16 protein-coding genes and 1 pseudogene are annotated in these 16,446 nt (G+C 37.5%); 9 read left to right on the top strand and 8 right to left on the bottom strand.

The genetic code is table 11. The annotated features are described in order from the left end of the window. Positions 1 to 827: 827 nt before the first annotated feature. From QZ562_RS13750 to QZ562_RS13730, 5 genes are all read right to left on the bottom strand, one after another. Entirely contained in the window at positions 828 to 1,079 is a 252-nt protein-coding gene (locus QZ562_RS13750; protein ID WP_293761098.1) for a hypothetical protein, read from the bottom strand. A 278-nt stretch (positions 1,080 to 1,357) separates the two neighbouring features. Further along, a complete protein-coding gene (locus tag QZ562_RS13745) occupies positions 1,358 to 2,605 on the bottom strand; it encodes an FtsX-like permease family protein (RefSeq protein WP_293761095.1) in 1,248 nt (415 codons plus the stop codon). Positions 2,606 to 2,634: 29 nt separating this feature from the next. Next, positions 2,635 to 3,951, bottom strand: coding sequence for an ABC transporter permease (locus tag QZ562_RS13740; RefSeq protein WP_293761092.1), 1,317 nt, complete (start codon positions 3,949 to 3,951; stop codon positions 2,635 to 2,637). 18 nt (positions 3,952 to 3,969) lie between these two features. Next, on the bottom strand, positions 3,970 to 4,677 hold the full coding sequence (locus QZ562_RS13735; protein WP_293761089.1) for an ABC transporter ATP-binding protein: 708 nt from the start codon (positions 4,675 to 4,677) through the stop codon (positions 3,970 to 3,972). A 33-nt stretch (positions 4,678 to 4,710) separates the two neighbouring features. Beyond that, complete coding sequence (locus QZ562_RS13730; protein ID WP_293761087.1) at positions 4,711 to 6,003, bottom strand: efflux RND transporter periplasmic adaptor subunit; 1,293 nt, start codon at positions 6,001 to 6,003, stop codon at positions 4,711 to 4,713. Between the two features lie 536 nt (positions 6,004 to 6,539). On the opposite strand from QZ562_RS13730, the gene QZ562_RS13725 reads away from it, so the two are divergent. Beyond that, complete coding sequence (locus QZ562_RS13725; protein WP_293761084.1) at positions 6,540 to 8,687, top strand: molybdopterin-dependent oxidoreductase; 2,148 nt, start codon at positions 6,540 to 6,542, stop codon at positions 8,685 to 8,687. Between the two features lie 1,009 nt (positions 8,688 to 9,696). On the opposite strand, the gene QZ562_RS21300 is transcribed toward QZ562_RS13725, so the two are convergent. Then, positions 9,697 to 9,903, bottom strand: coding sequence for a tyrosine-type recombinase/integrase (locus tag QZ562_RS21300; protein WP_363315363.1), 207 nt, complete (start codon positions 9,901 to 9,903; stop codon positions 9,697 to 9,699). Continuing rightward, positions 9,890 to 10,756 carry an integron integrase gene (locus QZ562_RS13720; protein ID WP_363315362.1) on the bottom strand — a complete coding sequence of 289 codons (867 nt, stop codon included), beginning with the start codon at positions 10,754 to 10,756 and terminating at the stop codon, positions 9,890 to 9,892. Before QZ562_RS13720 ends, QZ562_RS21300 begins: the two co-directional genes overlap by 14 nt. 543 nt (positions 10,757 to 11,299) lie before the next feature. Here QZ562_RS13720 and QZ562_RS13715 point away from each other — a divergent pair. From QZ562_RS13715 to QZ562_RS13680, 8 genes are all read left to right on the top strand, one after another. Then, positions 11,300 to 11,818: an adenylate kinase gene (locus QZ562_RS13715; protein ID WP_293761081.1), complete on the top strand. Its 519-nt coding sequence runs from the start codon at positions 11,300 to 11,302 to the stop codon at positions 11,816 to 11,818. Positions 11,819 to 11,926: 108 nt separating this feature from the next. After that, on the top strand, positions 11,927 to 12,811 hold the full coding sequence (locus tag QZ562_RS13710) for a DUF4350 domain-containing protein (RefSeq protein ID WP_293761078.1): 885 nt from the start codon (positions 11,927 to 11,929) through the stop codon (positions 12,809 to 12,811). A 145-nt stretch (positions 12,812 to 12,956) separates the two neighbouring features. Continuing rightward, the gene (locus QZ562_RS13705) at positions 12,957 to 13,922 is read left to right on the top strand and encodes an acyl-CoA thioester hydrolase/BAAT C-terminal domain-containing protein (protein ID WP_293761076.1); all 966 of its coding nucleotides are present in this window, start codon (positions 12,957 to 12,959) and stop codon (positions 13,920 to 13,922) included. A 164-nt stretch (positions 13,923 to 14,086) separates the two neighbouring features. Continuing rightward, positions 14,087 to 14,272, top strand: coding sequence for a hypothetical protein (locus QZ562_RS13700; RefSeq protein ID WP_293761073.1), 186 nt, complete (start codon positions 14,087 to 14,089; stop codon positions 14,270 to 14,272). Between the two features lie 98 nt (positions 14,273 to 14,370). Further along, a complete protein-coding gene (locus tag QZ562_RS13695) occupies positions 14,371 to 14,811 on the top strand; it encodes a hypothetical protein (protein ID WP_293761070.1) in 441 nt (146 codons plus the stop codon). A gap of 85 nt (positions 14,812 to 14,896) precedes the next feature. After that, on the top strand, positions 14,897 to 15,268 hold the full coding sequence (locus QZ562_RS13690) for a hypothetical protein (protein WP_293761067.1): 372 nt from the start codon (positions 14,897 to 14,899) through the stop codon (positions 15,266 to 15,268). A gap of 76 nt (positions 15,269 to 15,344) precedes the next feature. Further along, positions 15,345 to 15,803, top strand: coding sequence for a GNAT family N-acetyltransferase (locus tag QZ562_RS13685; RefSeq protein WP_293761064.1), 459 nt, complete (start codon positions 15,345 to 15,347; stop codon positions 15,801 to 15,803). A 133-nt stretch (positions 15,804 to 15,936) separates the two neighbouring features. Further along, positions 15,937 to 16,242 (top strand): hypothetical protein, encoded by a 306-nt coding sequence (locus tag QZ562_RS13680; protein ID WP_293761061.1) that lies wholly within the window; start codon positions 15,937 to 15,939, stop codon positions 16,240 to 16,242. A 28-nt stretch (positions 16,243 to 16,270) separates the two neighbouring features. Here QZ562_RS13680 and QZ562_RS13675 read toward each other — a convergent pair. Next, positions 16,271 to 16,446, bottom strand: a pseudogene (locus QZ562_RS13675) (IS110 family transposase); the annotation flags it as partial.

The following is a 16,446-nucleotide window of genomic DNA, read 5'->3' as shown; positions in this document are numbered from 1 at the left end:
ATTATGAAAATATTTGATTACAATGAAAAAATTTCTTCCTTACATCGACAGGTATGGCTCATAGAGCAATCTTACTAGCGATTGTTAATCTTGATCAATTAGAAAAAGTGTTAAACTTGAGCAATTAGCAAAAGTGATGAACATATTAATAAAGACATGGGTAATAGCATGTGGGTAATATGAGCTCTGTTCTTTAGCCGTCATGGCTTAAATAGGGTTAACTTAGAAAGAAGCAAAAGCTCAATTTATAGAGACTCGTCAAATTGCAGCATTAAATCGTTGTGGTGAAGGATCAGTCAACTTTTTTAGTAAAAAACCAAATGGATGTATGGCACAGGTGCAGTGTTGCTAAAATTCAAAGTTAAGCCTAAATCCAAGCGTGTTATTAAATACTCGTGTGACTTACAAAATAACATGCCGGCGAAGTTTTATAGAATGTAGGGGTGGATACACGGACTCGCTTCCTAGACGATAAGTTATTTCAATTTTGACCCACTGGTTTATAGTAAAATTTGGTATGGCTTTATTAGACCCTTAACGATTTGATAGGTGAAACAGTTCGTAATTCTTTTATCTTGCGTTAAGAGGCTAACAATAATCCTAATAGCTAATAGTCGTAAAATTGAGAGTATTTGAAATAATTCTTATCGCTACTGAAGACATAATAGGTTCGATGAATTTAACTCCTCTGTGCTTAATATATCAATATGGCATTGCATGATAGGTTGATAATTGACTTTTCTATCTTTAGATATTTCTAAAAAGACAGAAACGTCACAGGTAAATTATCATTGATATTGACTTTAAAAATGATTGCGAGTCGTAAGCTAGTCCACAGCTTTCAACTCGCTGAATTCTTGATGAAGTTGATATTTTTTATCTGTAACTATAGCCTCCAGTACCTCTAATCTTCTTTTAACCGCTGATAATTCGTTCTTCATATTCTCTTTTTCAGAATCATTTAAAGTAGCGTTAAGTTTGGTCATTTCTTTTTTATGACCTGTCCATACACCAATAATAACGATTGGTAAAACGAAAACCATCAATATAAGTAGTACAAAAACCATTCCATCATTCATTTTTCTCTCTCCTAGATTATGTAAAGTGAACTTATCCGAGTGAATTGCATAGTTTAGACCACTTTTACTTATTCTATAATAAACAATTAGTTAAGCATATTTACAAATATTAAGGTGGCATCATGTTGGTCAGTTCAACTGATTTTTAGCCAAAAAGTCAAACGTAAAATTATTTTATCGTTTTTATAGCAGTGGTGATAATTACCTTTTATCTATAAGGATATTTAAAACTGACTACCAGATAACAGCATGCTTGCAGTTAAATAAATTCTAAAAAACTAGACCGTTCGGGTTGCCAAAGCAGGCGGAATATTTGCCGCTTTTCTGGCCGGTCCAAATACTGCTGCTTGACCAATAAGCCATAATACCAACATACCAATAGGGATATAGAACCAGTCTATTTTGTTAAGGCCGAAGGTGTTCACTAGTATGATATTTAAACCTATGGTAAGTACGGCTCCTAATATAACGCCTAAGCTACTGATCAAAAAATTCTCTATCATAAAGTAGCGCACAATGGCTGACTGACTAGCGCCCAGCGCGCGTCTTGTACCGATTTGTTTTTTACGTTGATTGACACTGAAACTTGCCAGTCCAACGATGCCTAAGGCGGTTACTATGGTCAAAATAATCATCACAGTCGTCAGGATTTTAATCATGGCAGTATGGCCACGATAGCTACTTTCGCGGGTTTCTTCGATGCTGCGCATCCCTTGAATTAAACGGTCTTTGTTACTGTTAGCCAACAACACTTCTACATGTTTCATTACCGTATCTCTTTGGCCAGGTTCAGAACGAATAAAGTACTTGCTAGCTTTAAAATCTTGTCTCTCAGGTGATAACATAACGTTTTCTAAATTATTCCAACCAACCCAAGGTGCTTGTAACTTATCAATAATTCCAACTACGATCATCGGATCTGTGTCATTAATATAGACTGTTTTCCCTATCACTAATTGGTAGGGGATCTCAGAAAATAAATTTTCAGCCATCGCTTTAGACAATATGGTTTTATTTGGCCAATCTACTTGTCCAACTTTACGTAAACCAATATCTGTCGGAGCAAAGTTTTCACCTGCAATAATTTCAACATCTAAAGTATTGATACCATGTTCATCAACCATGTAAACCGCCGTTCCAACGCCATCATATTCAACCCCAGATTGTGTTTTTAAACCCATTGACCAACCACTGCCACTGTTGGGTACTGCATTAATTTGAATCGCGTCTACTATGCCGGGCATTGAGCGTAAGGCATTCATATCCTCTTCAACTGTAATAGGTACATTAAAGTTGTCACCAAAACCAACACTAGTCAGATAAAAACTATTTTCATTATCAATGCCGCTGTCACGTTGCATTTCTTTACTACGTTCAACAATGATATATACCGAATTTACAATTATGGTCATAGTCACGGCTATCTGTAATGCGATTAAAATGGCACCGACTCTATTGCGTAACATGGCGCGAAATATAGGACCAATTTCCCAGTTGATTGAGGTGCTAGCGAGAGTATTTGACATATTATGGCCCCTTTATTAGACGGCTGGCGCTATTGGTTTTTCAATTGACTGGCAGGCGAGATATTACAAGCTCGCCAAGTAGGATATAAACCTGCGGCAATACTAGATAACAAAGCAACGCTTAGTGCGACCAAAATCATATTAATGTCTAGTGTGGCTAGATCATCCACAAAGTCGCCATAAAGGCTTTTTATACTTTGTAAACCAAGAGCAGCTAAGCCGAGTCCCGCGATACCACCTAACAAACCTATCAATGCTGTTTCGATTAAGTGCTGCTTGAATAAGTCTGCTTTCGATGCCCCTAATGCTAAGCGCAAACCAATTTCAACAGACTTACCAGTAAACTTAGCCAACAACAGCCCAACGGTATTGAGTAAACACACTAATAAAAACATAAATGAAAGCCACATCATCATTTTTGCGTCTTCTTCAACCACTTCTTGGTGCTCCATCCACTGCATAACGTTGGACAAGCGATTGTTAAGTGGACGTGGGAAACGTCCCAATTCTTTTTGTTCCATCACATAATTATTTATAAAGTTCATGTAATCGGTTTTTGCGCTGTCATCGGGAAGTTCTACCCACATTTGAGTATTAATGCATTCAGATCGTAAAAATGCGCTAAAACCTTCGCCTGCAGGATTTTTCCAACAATTGTTGTTACCCCAGTTTGGTAGCTCTAGTTCTTCTTTTAGGCTGAATGGCATAAACAACTCTTCGGTTTCGTTAAATGCCCCGTTGTTCACATCATAAAACTTGGGCATAGGCTGCCAGTCATCGATCACTCCCACCACTTGGAAATTCTTGCTAGCAATAACAATTGTTTTACCTACTGAATTTTCACCACCAAAAACACTCTCGTTAATACGTTTGCTTAACACTATTACCTGTTCGCGACGAGTATCTGAAGCACTGTTCCAAGGATTACCGAATATAAACGGTACATCAAACATGTTAAAAAAGTCGGTATAAGCCAGTCTGATAGAAGCTTCAAATGGTTTGGCATCGTCTCCTGCAGGTTCAATAATGGCACCAGACCTAGACATGGCAGATTGCCTTAATGCTTTGTTAGCGAGAGTGAAATTGGTTGCGTCTGTCCATGTTAGTTGATTGGGTAGGGTATCTTCATCATCATTAAATGCATTGTTTGGGTCCCAATTGTCTACTTGTATATGAAATAGTTGATGACTTTTGTGTGGAATAGGATCAGCCGACATCAAGTAATTTACAGTGATCATAGTCATGCTGGCACCAATGCCCAATGCAATCGCTGTGATCATAAGCAAGCTTAAGATGGGATTACGTTTTACACTTTTTATCGCAAGTTTTATATAATATCCAAACATAATGATGACTCCTAAGCGTTAGACAGCACTAAGCTGTCGGGGCATCGTAATATCTTCATCATTAATCTCGCTGACCTTGCCATCACGCACATAAATATTGCGCCTAGCTTGCTTTGCTAAGTGCCCGTCATGGGTAACCATGATAATGGTGGTACCTGCTGCGTTGATGCTTTTTAATAAGCCCAAGACACTATGAGCCATCTCGGTATCTAAGTTTCCAGTAGGTTCATCGGCTAACAAAAAACGTGGTTCTCCTGCAAGTGCTCTTGCAATGGCGACACGTTGCTGTTGACCACCAGAAAGTTGTGATGGCAGATGTTTCATTCGTTGCGCTAATCCAACCATTTCAAGGCTATTTTCGATGCGTTTTTTACGCTCAGCACTTTTAAAACCTCGATAGCGTAGAGGCACATCAACGTTATCAAATAAACTTAGATCAGGTATCAAATTAAAGCTTTGAAAAATAAAGCCAATTTTTTCATTCCTTATCTGGCTACGCTTTTTGTCATTCAAATGACTAACGTTTTGACCGTCTAACTCATATGTGCCTGCATTAAACGTTTCGAGTAGGCCCGCGATGTTTAAGAATGTGGTTTTCCCAGAACCTGATGAACCCGTTACCGCGACAAAATCGCCTTCACCCACATGAAGGTTGAAGTCTCGTAGTGCATGAGTTTCTATTAAATCTGTACGAAATACCTTTTTCACATCTGTCATTTTTAACATATGTTTTTTCCCTAATTGTTATTATTCATTTGATTATTGAGTAATTAAGACACTTTGTGCGCCCTTAAATTGATCTGTACCTGAAACAATAATGGTATCACCGACTGACAGGCCGTTAAGTACCTCTACACTTGATAAACTTCGGGCTCCAGTGGAAATAGGTGTACGTTCTGCTATATCGTTTTTAACGATGTAAGCAATTCGTCCATTCCCTGTTTCTAGAAATTGCCCACGTTGTACCATCAGCACATCGTGTTTGTTTTCCATCAAAATACGGGTAGTTAAGCGCTGGTTTTGACGTAAACCTTGTGGCTGATTTATGCCGATATCAGAAACAGAATTGAAACGAACTCTGCCCGTAACCTGATTGTTCTCAATTTCAGGTGAGATGGTTATGAGTTTTGCTAAATGCGTTTCACCATTAAGCTTGATTTCAGCAGCCATACCTATGGCTAAGTCATCAGCATAACTTTCTGGAATATCGACTTCTATCTCAAATTCAGATAAGTCCACTACACTTAAAATTGATTGGTTTTTTGCTACCTGATTTTTTTGCTCTACAGATAGATTACCGACTAAGCCATTAACGGGTGAAAGTAAGATTAATTCGTCGACTTGACGACTCAATTCAGAAACCAAAAGCTCCTGACGTTCCACAAATAGACGTTTGGTTTTTACTTCAAACTCTAAACTTTCTAAATTGAGTTCTGCATCTTTGACCGAATGATTAGATACTAAACGAGCGTTTTGTAGATCATCTTGGGCTTTTTCAAAATCAATCTGGCTAATGGATTGGCTTTCAAATGCTTTATCAGCTCGGCGTTTTTCCCTATCTGCTGCAGTCAATGACACTTTAGCCAAATCGACAGCTTTTTGATTAACTAGAGCTTGTTTACTAGATTGAATTTTCTGCCTGTCTAATTCCATTTGTAAACGTTGCAAGGCGGATTGTTCTTGTTTGAGTTGGTTGCTGAGTTCTGGACTATCAATGGTGGCCAATATTTGGCCCTTAATTACGGTGTCGCCCGCATCTATATAAAACGAGATGGTGCCTTGTGCAGGACTGTATAACTTTGGGCTGATCGCTGCCACTACTCGTCCTTGAACGGATAAGTCTCTGACAAAGTCACCTCGGGTGACTGAGGCCAAACGTATCCTTTGTGCAGAAACGCTTGCGTCTGAGTTGGACCATTTGCTGATAGCGGGTGCAATTGTGAAATATGCTAACCATGCAATTAAAATACAACCTAAAGCTATCCATTTTGTTTTACTATTGGATATTTTTAAGACGGCGGTATCTTGGCCACTGGTGTCGGCAATTTTCATCTATATCCTGAAATATTTGAGCAATCCAATCAATACAATACTAAGTCGTTGTAATAGCCAAGAAGGTTTAAAACAAATAAAAATATTTTTGTAGCAATGTTTTATGGCTGCTTTTTATCATGGTTTTTTAATGCTATTAAGACACAACCTATTGGCTTCTTGTGGCCTGTTCAGCAGATATGTTCATGGCTTTCAATATGGAATTTAAAAACCATCATGACAAATATGAATAAAATATTGTATTTACGTTCACAAGTGTTAGATACAACAGCATTAGTGTGAGGATTTTGCTGACTTTTTAGAGAGCAGAGTCATGGTAACTGCCGTCAGTAATTTTTTACCGCATTCCTTAAAAGTGATAATTAAATGTATAATAAATGAACAGGGTATAATAGTTATACGATCGTGCTTAGAGCATAAAATTAAGTGTCAATATGTGTGAATATAAGAATGTGAAAACATAAGTAAAAATGATGCTTGTGTATAACGACGTTAATCGATAACTTTTAGTCATTAACAATTTTGTGACATTGATTATGCCAACTGAAGAACAAAAACATTATTCCACTTGCACCCTATGTGAAGCCATGTGTGGCATCGAGGTAACGACTCAAGATAGACAAATATTATCTATTGTAGGTGACAAATTAAACCCTTTCAGTGAGGGGCATGTCTGCCCTAAGGCAATGGCACTTAAAGATTTGTATGAAGACCCTGAACGAATTCGCTCACCTATTGAGAAAACAGCTGATGGAAAAGGGTGGCAGCAAGTATCTTGGGACTACGCCTTAGACAAAGTGGCAAACAGCTTGTTTAACGTCCAGCAAAAACACGGCGTTGAATCAGTCGCTACGTATCTTGGTAACCCGAATGCTCATAATATGGGTTCTATTTTATTTGGTCCCTATTTTTACCGAGCGTTAAAATCACATAACCGATATTCAGCCACATCAGTCGATCAACTGCCCCATCATATTGTTTGTCGTCAATTATTTGGTCATCAGTCACAAATTCCTATTCCGGATATTGATCACACCCAACATTTTATGATTATAGGGGGTAATCCATTAGCGTCTAATGGCAGCATAATGACGGTTCCACATATAAAACGTAGATTAAAAGCCATTCAAGCTCGCGGCGGTAAAGTAGTCGTCATTGACCCTAAAAAATCTGAAACAGCAGATATGAGTAGTGAACATCATTTTATAAAGCCAGGTACTGACGCCTTATTGTTGTTGGCAATGATCCATACCTTGTTTGATAAGCAACTGGTCGCCGCTGATGAACTTTTGAGCTTTGCACCTGACTTATTAGCCGTTGAAAAATATGTTGCACATTATCCGGCTGAAAGAGTCGCAAAACTAATAGGTATGAGCGAAGCCCAGATTATTGGTCTGGTAGAATCATTTTGCGCAGCTGGGCCTGCTGTTTGTTACGGACGAATGGGTGCTAGTGTGCAAGCATTCGGAACCCTAACACAATATCTCATTATGTTGTTTAATATGCTCACAGGCAATTTAGACCGGCAAGGCGGCATGATGTTTACTCAACCTGCTGCTGATTTACTGCCTCATTCAGGTAGAGGCTCGATTGCAAATTTTCATACGAGAGTGCGTGGTTTACCTTCTTTTGCTGGAGAGTTTCCAGTATCGGCTTTAGCAGAAGAAATGATCACCGAAGGTGAAGGACAAATCAAAGCCATAGTCATTGGAGCAGGTAATCCGATTTTGACTACGCCTAATGGGCAGCAATTAGATAAAGCTTTTGAGAACCTAGACTTCGTTGTGGCAGTTGATTTTTATATAACTGAGACTTCACGCCATGCTGACATAATTTTACCACCAGTAACGGCATTAGAGCGCGACCACTATGATATTGTTTTCCATAACTTTGCTATAAGAAATAGCACCAAATTCTCACCTGCGATTTTTCCTCCTTCTGAAACAAGCAAGACTGATTGGCAAATATACCTCGGACTAGCTGAGCGATTAGATACATTAAATGGTTTACCCACAGATAGGTATCAAACACTTTGGCAAAAAGAACCTAAAGGTGTGGTGGATGACTTATTAAAAAGTAGTCGATATCGACATGAAGACGAAGTGTTAAGTATTGATTTGTTATTGAAAAAGCCCCACGGAATTGATCTTGGTCCACTTCAGCCTGATCTACCTGAAGCCATTTATCACAATGATAAAAAAATCAATTTAAGCTTTGACTACTTTATGGCTGATTTAATCCGCCTAGAAGCACACTTTTTTACTACTGAAGGACCCCATGAAAATAGTTTACAATTGATTGGTCGTCGACATCTCAAAACCAATAACTCTTGGCTTCATAACAGTAAACGCATGGTTAAAGGTACTAATAACGGCTGGTCTAGGTGTACTGCACAAATTCACCCTGATGATGCGAGTAAACATAACATTCAAGAGCAACAGATGATCAAGGTCACATCTAGGGTAGGGCAAGTATCGTTGCCCGCAGAAATAACCGAGAAAATTATGCCTGGCGTCATTTCGATTCCTCATGGTTGGGGTCACAATAAAAAAGGCAGTCAATGGCAAACCGCTGAGCAACATGCAGGAGTGAGTGTCAACGACCTAACCGATGAAATGGTGTTAGATGAGTTGTCAGGCAACGCTGTTTTAAATGGTGTACCCGTGACAATAGAGGCTGCCTAGTTGTGCAAAAAAATAGCCTGACATAAAAGATCTTTATATAAAAAACATTGAAAATGCTGGGCTGATACAAAATGTGGGACCTAATTCTTCAGAACCTTTTTATTATTTAAAGATTTGTTGATGTGATCGGTTGCTATCCTAGTGGCAACTGATCCGACATTTGTGGTCGTTTCTTACCTTCTACCATATATAACTCAACTTGAACCTTGCCATAATTTTTCTGTAGCTCATGTTCGACAAAAAACCACTCTGTGAATAGCTTAAATGCTAAAATAATCATAGTTGGCAATAGTGACAAACCTAAACACTAAACAATACTTTCGGAATAATTTTTTCATTAGAACTCGTGTCGATGAATAATATTATTATTTATGGTTTGCCAATTATTTAGCGCTAATTTTGTTTATTAGTCAGTATTAGCTAATCACAGAATATAAAATATAAATTCGATAACACCCCATAATTTCAACGTATGAAAAAGTAGATTAGCAAGGTTTATTTCAAAAACATAGTGGTGTTAAGGCTGCTCAGTAATAGGAATAAGGGTAGATGAAATATGGCGTACCAATTAAGATTGAAGCCTGTTTTGTTTACAAAGCCATCCAAATGTAAAATATTATTGGCTAGTCGCAAAGAGTTAAAAACATCTACATAATTTCACTATTGCCTAAAACTGATATGTACTCAAATCAGCCCATCGTAGGCCCATTTTTTATGTTACATGCGGTCAGAACTTTAAATATATGACAGTCTCCAAAGTGCCATAAGGGGACGTTTGCGATTCGATATATCAGCGTTGCTGACCCCACAGATTCAAATGTGTATTTGATTGGTTAGAAAACTTAGTCAGATTTTAATGTAAGACACATGTTTACATCAGTTCTCGTTTAAATAATGGCTTCAAAATAGTTTTCACACAGGCTGTGCTAGGAGCGGTCATTCAACTTTGGAAAAATCAACGTCACTGACACTATCGACTGATAACGAATGTCTCGTTAATTGTTTTTTGTTATTTTATTATTTTGTTAAAAGTAAGATGCTGGTCAGGCAAATCAATAGGGCTTATTGTGCCTGCTCGCCTACTGCCCACTACATGCGTATATATTTCTGTGGTTCTGAGATCGGCATGACCCAATAATTCTTGTACTGTCCGAATATCCGCCCCTGATTGTAATAATCGGGTTGCACAAATTTGTCTGGAGCTAAATTTGAACATCCGCAGGATGGCCCGAAGGGTAAAATGCAAGGACGTATTTTATAAATGAGTGGCGAAACGTATGTGCAGTCACCCGTTTCATCACACCTGATTTAGATACAGCTTGCCTTAAATACTTGGCGTAAGAAGTTTCATGTATATGATGACGGCAAATGTAACCATCAATTGGGTGTGTGCAACGCACACTTGACGGAAACAAAAATTGCCAGCTCATTTGCTTAGCAGCATTACCATATTTTCTAATTAGTGAAGGGGGAAGAGATGCCATGCCAAAACCTTCGCACATATCTTTATCATGGCACTTCTTAGCAATAACCATCTGATTTTTAATAGACTCAGCTAGTGATTGTGGCAACAATGTATACCTATCTTTTCCACCTTTTCCTCTAAATACAAAAATGGATTGATTTATAAAATCGATGTCTTTTACACGTAGACGCAACGCCTCGTGCACCCTTAAACCACAACCATATAAAATAGCTGTTATCAGCCAATACTTGCCTGACATACATTTTAATATCTTTTGCACTTCTTCAGCATTTAAAACAGTAGGCAGGTTTCTAGGCTTTTTAGCATAGCCAAACTTCAGGTTTTTAAGCTCTCTATCCAATACATGTTTATACATAAATACAATCGCACATAATGCTTGATTTTGTGTGGCCGCACTAACGCCTCTAGAAACAGCAAGGTGAGATAAAAATGTCTCTACCTCTTTATTGCCCATTTCATTTGGATGCTTTAAATGATGAAAACGAATAAAGTACCTTGCCCAATACAAATAAGACTTTTCAGTTTTCAAACTGTACTGTTTTGTGCGAATAACCGCTCGAATTGATTCTATAAAAGGTGACATATTGACTTTTCTAAGCGCTGTATATATATACAGTTATAATGTAAAAAGAGGATATTGCAATATTTTCAATGGGCATAATAAGCATCGTCATGCTTCACTTCTGCAGAAGGTTTTTCGTATGCAATTGTTTTATATGGGTTTTGTTTTTAAGTCATGTATTTATCCAGACCTAAAAGTCTGGATAAATACATGGCTTCGCTTGATCACAAAATATCAAATGTAGATTTACCTTCTCAAATGGTTAACTTTATGAAATGCTGTAAAAAACTTACCGGAATGTCGAGTTGATTTTGTCAATATCAAATGTATCTAACCCGACTTCTGGCTAATATACTGTTATGTGCCTAGTAAGCTTTTGTAACTTGTTGACATTTATGTGGATTTTTTTAATATAGATAGTATGAAAACAGGAATCACCATACAAAAATATCGAATTATCATCATTCCATAGGAATGGTGGGTTATTACGTATCTGTAAAACCCGCTCAAGAGGCGGGTTTTCTTTTTCTGGCTCTTGGGATTATTTTTGAGACTGGAGGCGGTATGAAAAAAATAGTTGTTTTGGGCAAGCCTGGTAACGGTAAGTCCTCATTGGCTAAAAGGTTAGGGGTAGCAACTGGGTTACCAGTGCATCAATTAGATTCGATCTTTTATAAACCAAATGGCGAAACAATAGACGTAAAACAATTCGAAAAGTTGCACAAAACTATAATCGCAAAAGATTCTTGGATAATTGAGGGGTTTGGCACTCATGAAACACTTTATCAACGTCTAAGAGCTTCCGACACTTCAATTTACATAGACTTGCCTTATTTGGTCAGTTACTGGTTTGTTACAAAAAGGCTATTCAAAGGAATGCTAATAAAACCAGAGGGGTGGCCTGAGGGGTGTTCGGTTTTAAAAGGCTCTATACAAAGTTATAAAACATTAAGAGGTTGCCCAGCGTTTTGGAATAATGAGTTTATGGAAAAGATCGAAGACATTACAGTAGGAAAATCATTACATGTTATTCGTTCAGTGTCTGAGTTAAATGGATTCATCGACAAATATGTGTCAGCGTAGGCACATAACAAGCAAATTATGTAAGGGACGCGCAAACAGCGCGCGCCGCATATTCGAAGCGTTAGCATACTTTATCTGGAATCGTGGTAATCAATATGGAAGATTTAAATGAAATCAATTTGTAAAACTATTCTTTTAGGACTCCTTTTAGTTGGAGTGTCGTCTTGTTCTGATAGTGATCAACAACCAGATCCTGATTTCGTCCCCAAAAATATCAATAGTACCTTTTCTAAATTAAATAGCCCTGTTGTTCTTATTGATGAAGCTCATAATAATTTCCTTACAAAAAAGGGCAGATACAAGCCTTTTTCTCAAGTTCTGTCTAGTGATGGTTATACTGTGAAATCTAGTAAAGAAAAGTTCACTTTAACTTATTTAAAACAAGCGGATATATTGGTAGTCGCAAATGCACTAGATAAAAATAGACAGAACTGGAACCCTCCATTCGGAGATGCATTTGACAAAGGAGAAGTTGAAGCCGTTAAACAATGGGTATCACAAGGTGGTTCTCTTTTTCTAGTTGCCGATCACACACCTTTTCCAAAAGTTATAGAAAAACTATCATCTGCTTTTGGTTTTGAGTTTAGTAATGGTCATGTCCGTGACGCCTTATTTCGCTTAGATAATAAATCCCTTATAGAACATTCAATAACCCAAGATATCACTCAAGTTAAAACATTTGGTGGTTCCGCTTTTCAAATACCTGAAAGTGCACAGCCCCTTTTAACTCTAGGTAAAGGAGCCACATCTGTTGTGCCCGAGATACCTTTTCAAGTAAATGGCAAAACTCCAAGAGTATCAATGAATGGCTGGTATCAAGGGGCAGTTTTGGAAGTTGGAGAAGGTCGAGTTGCAGTGTTTTCTGAGGGGATGACGTTCTCATCGCAAGTTACGGTTTCAACGGGTAAAAAATATGGTTTAGTCTCAGATGGTGCGGAACAAAATGAACAATTTCTTCTAAATGTCATGCATTGGCTGTCAAAGAAAATTTAAACGACAGGTGTACCCAGTATGCTAACAAGTCACTTAAAAGGTCAAAAAACAGTTGGTTTTTGCTCCTGCGTCGCTTATTTTAACCAACTGTTTTTTGCATCTTAGTGAGGCGTTATACCGACTTGTCCAAGTATGGAGGTTCCATTTGGTATTTAAATTCTTAACTTTGTTAAAACAAACTCGAATATATTTCATTTGCACTATATTTTTGTCTTTCAGTTCTCCCTTTTCTATCGCTGAAGATTTTTCTGGACGCTATGAGAACATCAATAATGACTCTATCGTAGGGAGACTCTGGCTTCCTGATTCTCCAAATCAAGAACCTGCTATCCTACTTATCGGTGGTTCAGGCGGTGGATATGAGAATCAAGATGCTGAATGGCTTTCTTCTTCCGGTTTTGTTGTTCTTAACGTTCGCTATTTTTGCGCTAAAGGTTTGCCAAAAAATCTAGTCAATGTACCAATCGAATATTTTAATAGAGCATTAGATTGGTTGAACAATCACCCATTGGTTAAAAAAGATGATATAGGAATATTTGCCCACTCAAGGGGAACGGAAGTTGCGCTGTTGACTTCTTATTATAATTCTCTTGTAAAAGCTATAGTTGTGAGATCACCTAGTGCAGTTGTTTGGTTGGGTCCTGGTTGGAGTGGATTTAATGAATCTGCATGGTCATGGAAAAGTAAACCGATTCCCTTCCTTAATGTAGGACTAATTGATGGTGCTATTTGGTTGTCTCATGTATTACGTGATAAAAAATTGATTAAAAGCAGAGAAATGTTTGAAAATGCATTGACTAATAATAGCTCAATTAATGAAGCTAGGCTGCCAGTAGAGCATATTAAAGGACACCTGTTGTTAATCTCAGGGTCTGATGATCAACAATGGCCAAGTACTGCTATGTCAGATATGTTAGTTTCAATCTTGACTAAATCTGATTTTGAGTTTAGTTATAGGCATATTGCATTTAAAAATGCGGGTCATCGCCCAGGTCGTTTGTCTACACCGGATGATACTTTTGCTAATGGTGGAACTATTGAAGGGAACATTGAAGCTCATAAACAAACCAAAATTTTAGTTAAAGAATTCTTCGATGAAAAGTTAAGATAACTGTTAAAGAAGAGCTGTAATATGTCGGTATAACAAGGGCATAAATCAGGATTCCGTAAGCAGTCGTGGTTTTTGCAAAGAAACGCAATAACGCACGCCAGTTTACTCCACCTATTATGCTAGCGTTATGTGCAGAATGGAATTTACCTAAAAGGATATATCTAATGAGAAAAGTTGTTCTGTTTTCTAAGGCTAAGAAATGGTGGCATGAAAGCCCTGATGTAGATTTGTTAAATGCTCAGATTACTGAGATAGAAAAAGATGGTTGGTCTATTGTTTCTGTTTCAGCAAATACAAATTTCTTGGGATTTATTTCGTCCTATACAATTTTGATAGAGTTGTTAGATTGATTGCACATAACAAAAACATCATGGTGGGAATTTTACTCGCTGAAAAAACGCTCCTAAAATCCCCATATGTTAAGCGTTAGGTTTCAAAGGACATTCTGGTGAAAATCAAATTACAGAATAAAACTCAGGTAGAAAAAGGAATTATCAAATCATATTGGTTTGAAAATGAAAACATAGGATTAGCGAACACGCTTTTTCATCGAATAACTCTTCCTCTTAAAGAATTCGATTCAGGGTTAGATTATGAAGAACAACCTGTTCAAACTGAAATAGTTTTAGATTGGTATAATTTGGGTTTACCTGAACCTTCTGAATTGGATGGCTTAAATTTGAGCCATTCAAATTATTCAGATGCCGAAGGTTCTGTTTATGTTGGGTGTTCTCATAATTGGTGTGATGTTAAAAAATTAAATATTGTCAAAAATATAGACGGTAATTTTGATGTTTCTGGCAAGATCTTAATTGAGTTTGAAAACGAGGGGGTAGGTGAAAATGAAGAGTTCACATTTCAAACAAGTTGCGAGTATATTGAAACCTAACAAGTGCATTATGGTGGGAATTTTACTCGCTGGTAAAGCGCTCCTAAAATCCCCATATGTAAAGCGTTAACTGCCAACGAGAGTCATGGAAGAATTTAAGCCTAATCACATTCCGAAGAAGACGCGCATTTTTAACGTAATATGGGCGTGCGTCCTTATATTTTTGGCTATATATGGTTGGTTATCGGGCAGCTTTTATTTTCCTGGTCGGGCTGGTAGCAATGGTGTTACGTTCACCAGTCTAGGTTTGATTTTATTCATTTGCGCTTTGATCACCGCAGCAATAAATGCGCTTTTGGTAGTTGTAGACCACTACGATAAGCGTAACAATGAAACACAATATAAAATGTTTTCTCGGTATCTTAATATCTTTGGTGTCATTGTCATTATCAGCGCTTTTGGTTATCAATATGTTCATAGTCAAAAGCCAGCGGTAGTTATTAGCAATGGCAGTTAACAAAAACATCATGGTGGGAATTTTACTCGCTGAAAAAGCGCTCCTAAAATCCCCATATGTTAAGCGTTAGGTGAATATGCGATTAACTCAACCTTCTGATGAAAACTTTATTGAATTGATGTCTTGGTTTTCGAACGAAGATGAATTAAATATTTGGTCTGGCCCAAATTTTAGATATCCATTTGATTTAAGCACTTTTAAGAGTAACTTAAGCCTTGATACCTTGAAATCATTTTCGTTAACTTCTAACGAAGGTGATTTATTGGCATTTGGACAATATTATTTAAGACTTGGGAATTGCCACCTTGGAAGATTAATTGTTAATCCTAATTTTCGTGGGCAAGGCATTGCTTCCCACCTAATAAACCAATTGAGTACTTTGGGTAAATCGGATTTAAGAACTGACTCATGTTCACTATTTGTATTAGGCCACAATAAAAGTGCAATCAAAGCTTATACAAAACTTGGCTTTTCTATGGCTGATTATCCGGAAGAAATTCCATTGAAAAATTGTTTTTATATGGTGCAAGTTTAAATTCACCTAACAAGAAAATAAACAAGGACACGTAACAGTTGGCTACGTTTCGCTTCGCTACACAATTTTAGCCAACCATTACTTAGCCTGTTATTAGGGCGTTAGGTTTACAGGAATATATGGATGCATCAGGATGAATCCGAAAAATATAAAAATACTTATCAGCATATTAATCACGGTTACTGTCATTACCACAGGTGTAATCTTTTGGAGAATAGCGAAAGATGAAATTTTCTATCTTTGCGGTAATTTTTCGTCTGGTGTAACGAAGTCAAGTGTAGTTAGGCAACTGGAAACAGCCAATCTGTCCAGCTATACACACACTGTTAATGAAAACAGTTCAATTATTGTGTTTAGTAGCAGGCTCTATTTTGTCGCTAATCAATGTATTATCGACTTAGATAAAAGTGAAAAAGTTGTGCTTGCAGACTATAAGTAAACCTAACAAGAGACTATGGCGTCAATAGTTAATTTATAGCCTTTGGCGCTTCCCACATAACCCCATCTCTAAGCATCGAATTTAGTATCACAACCATCTTTCTAATGCAGGCAATAATAGCTACTTTCTTAGGTTTTCCAGCCGCCACTAATCGTTGATAAGTGTCCTTAAATACAGGATTACTTTGAATAGCAGACATCATAG

Source organism: uncultured Paraglaciecola sp. (genome assembly GCF_913058035.1).
In the GTDB taxonomy this organism is placed as follows: Bacteria; Pseudomonadota; Gammaproteobacteria; order Enterobacterales; family Alteromonadaceae; genus Paraglaciecola.
The sequence above is the reverse complement of the archived record's forward strand: the minus strand, read 5'-3'. Positions and strand labels throughout refer to the sequence as shown.

What these genes read in the sequence shown, in the direction of transcription:
- QZ562_RS13700 (WP_293761073.1), top strand. Translation starts at nt 14,087, where the DNA reads ATGAGAAAAGTTGTTCTGTTTTCTAAGGCTAAGAAATGGTGGCATGAA.
- QZ562_RS13715 (WP_293761081.1), top strand. Translation starts at nt 11,300, where the DNA reads ATGAAAAAAATAGTTGTTTTGGGCAAGCCTGGTAACGGTAAGTCCTCA.
- QZ562_RS13720 (WP_363315362.1), bottom strand. Translation starts at nt 10,756, where the DNA reads ATGTCACCTTTTATAGAATCAATTCGAGCGGTTATTCGCACAAAACAG.
- QZ562_RS13685 (WP_293761064.1), top strand. Translation starts at nt 15,345, where the DNA reads ATGCGATTAACTCAACCTTCTGATGAAAACTTTATTGAATTGATGTCT.
- QZ562_RS13730 (WP_293761087.1), bottom strand. Translation starts at nt 6,003, where the DNA reads ATGAAAATTGCCGACACCAGTGGCCAAGATACCGCCGTCTTAAAAATA.
- QZ562_RS13690 (WP_293761067.1), top strand. Translation starts at nt 14,897, where the DNA reads ATGGAAGAATTTAAGCCTAATCACATTCCGAAGAAGACGCGCATTTTT.
- QZ562_RS13735 (WP_293761089.1), bottom strand. Translation starts at nt 4,677, where the DNA reads ATGTTAAAAATGACAGATGTGAAAAAGGTATTTCGTACAGATTTAATA.
- QZ562_RS21300 (WP_363315363.1), bottom strand. Translation starts at nt 9,903, where the DNA reads ATGTTCAAATTTAGCTCCAGACAAATTTGTGCAACCCGATTATTACAA.
- QZ562_RS13745 (WP_293761095.1), bottom strand. Translation starts at nt 2,605, where the DNA reads ATGTCAAATACTCTCGCTAGCACCTCAATCAACTGGGAAATTGGTCCT.
- QZ562_RS13710 (WP_293761078.1), top strand. Translation starts at nt 11,927, where the DNA reads ATGAAATCAATTTGTAAAACTATTCTTTTAGGACTCCTTTTAGTTGGA.
- QZ562_RS13680 (WP_293761061.1), top strand. Translation starts at nt 15,937, where the DNA reads ATGAATCCGAAAAATATAAAAATACTTATCAGCATATTAATCACGGTT.
- QZ562_RS13725 (WP_293761084.1), top strand. Translation starts at nt 6,540, where the DNA reads ATGCCAACTGAAGAACAAAAACATTATTCCACTTGCACCCTATGTGAA.
- QZ562_RS13750 (WP_293761098.1), bottom strand. Translation starts at nt 1,079, where the DNA reads ATGAATGATGGAATGGTTTTTGTACTACTTATATTGATGGTTTTCGTT.
- QZ562_RS13740 (WP_293761092.1), bottom strand. Translation starts at nt 3,951, where the DNA reads ATGTTTGGATATTATATAAAACTTGCGATAAAAAGTGTAAAACGTAAT.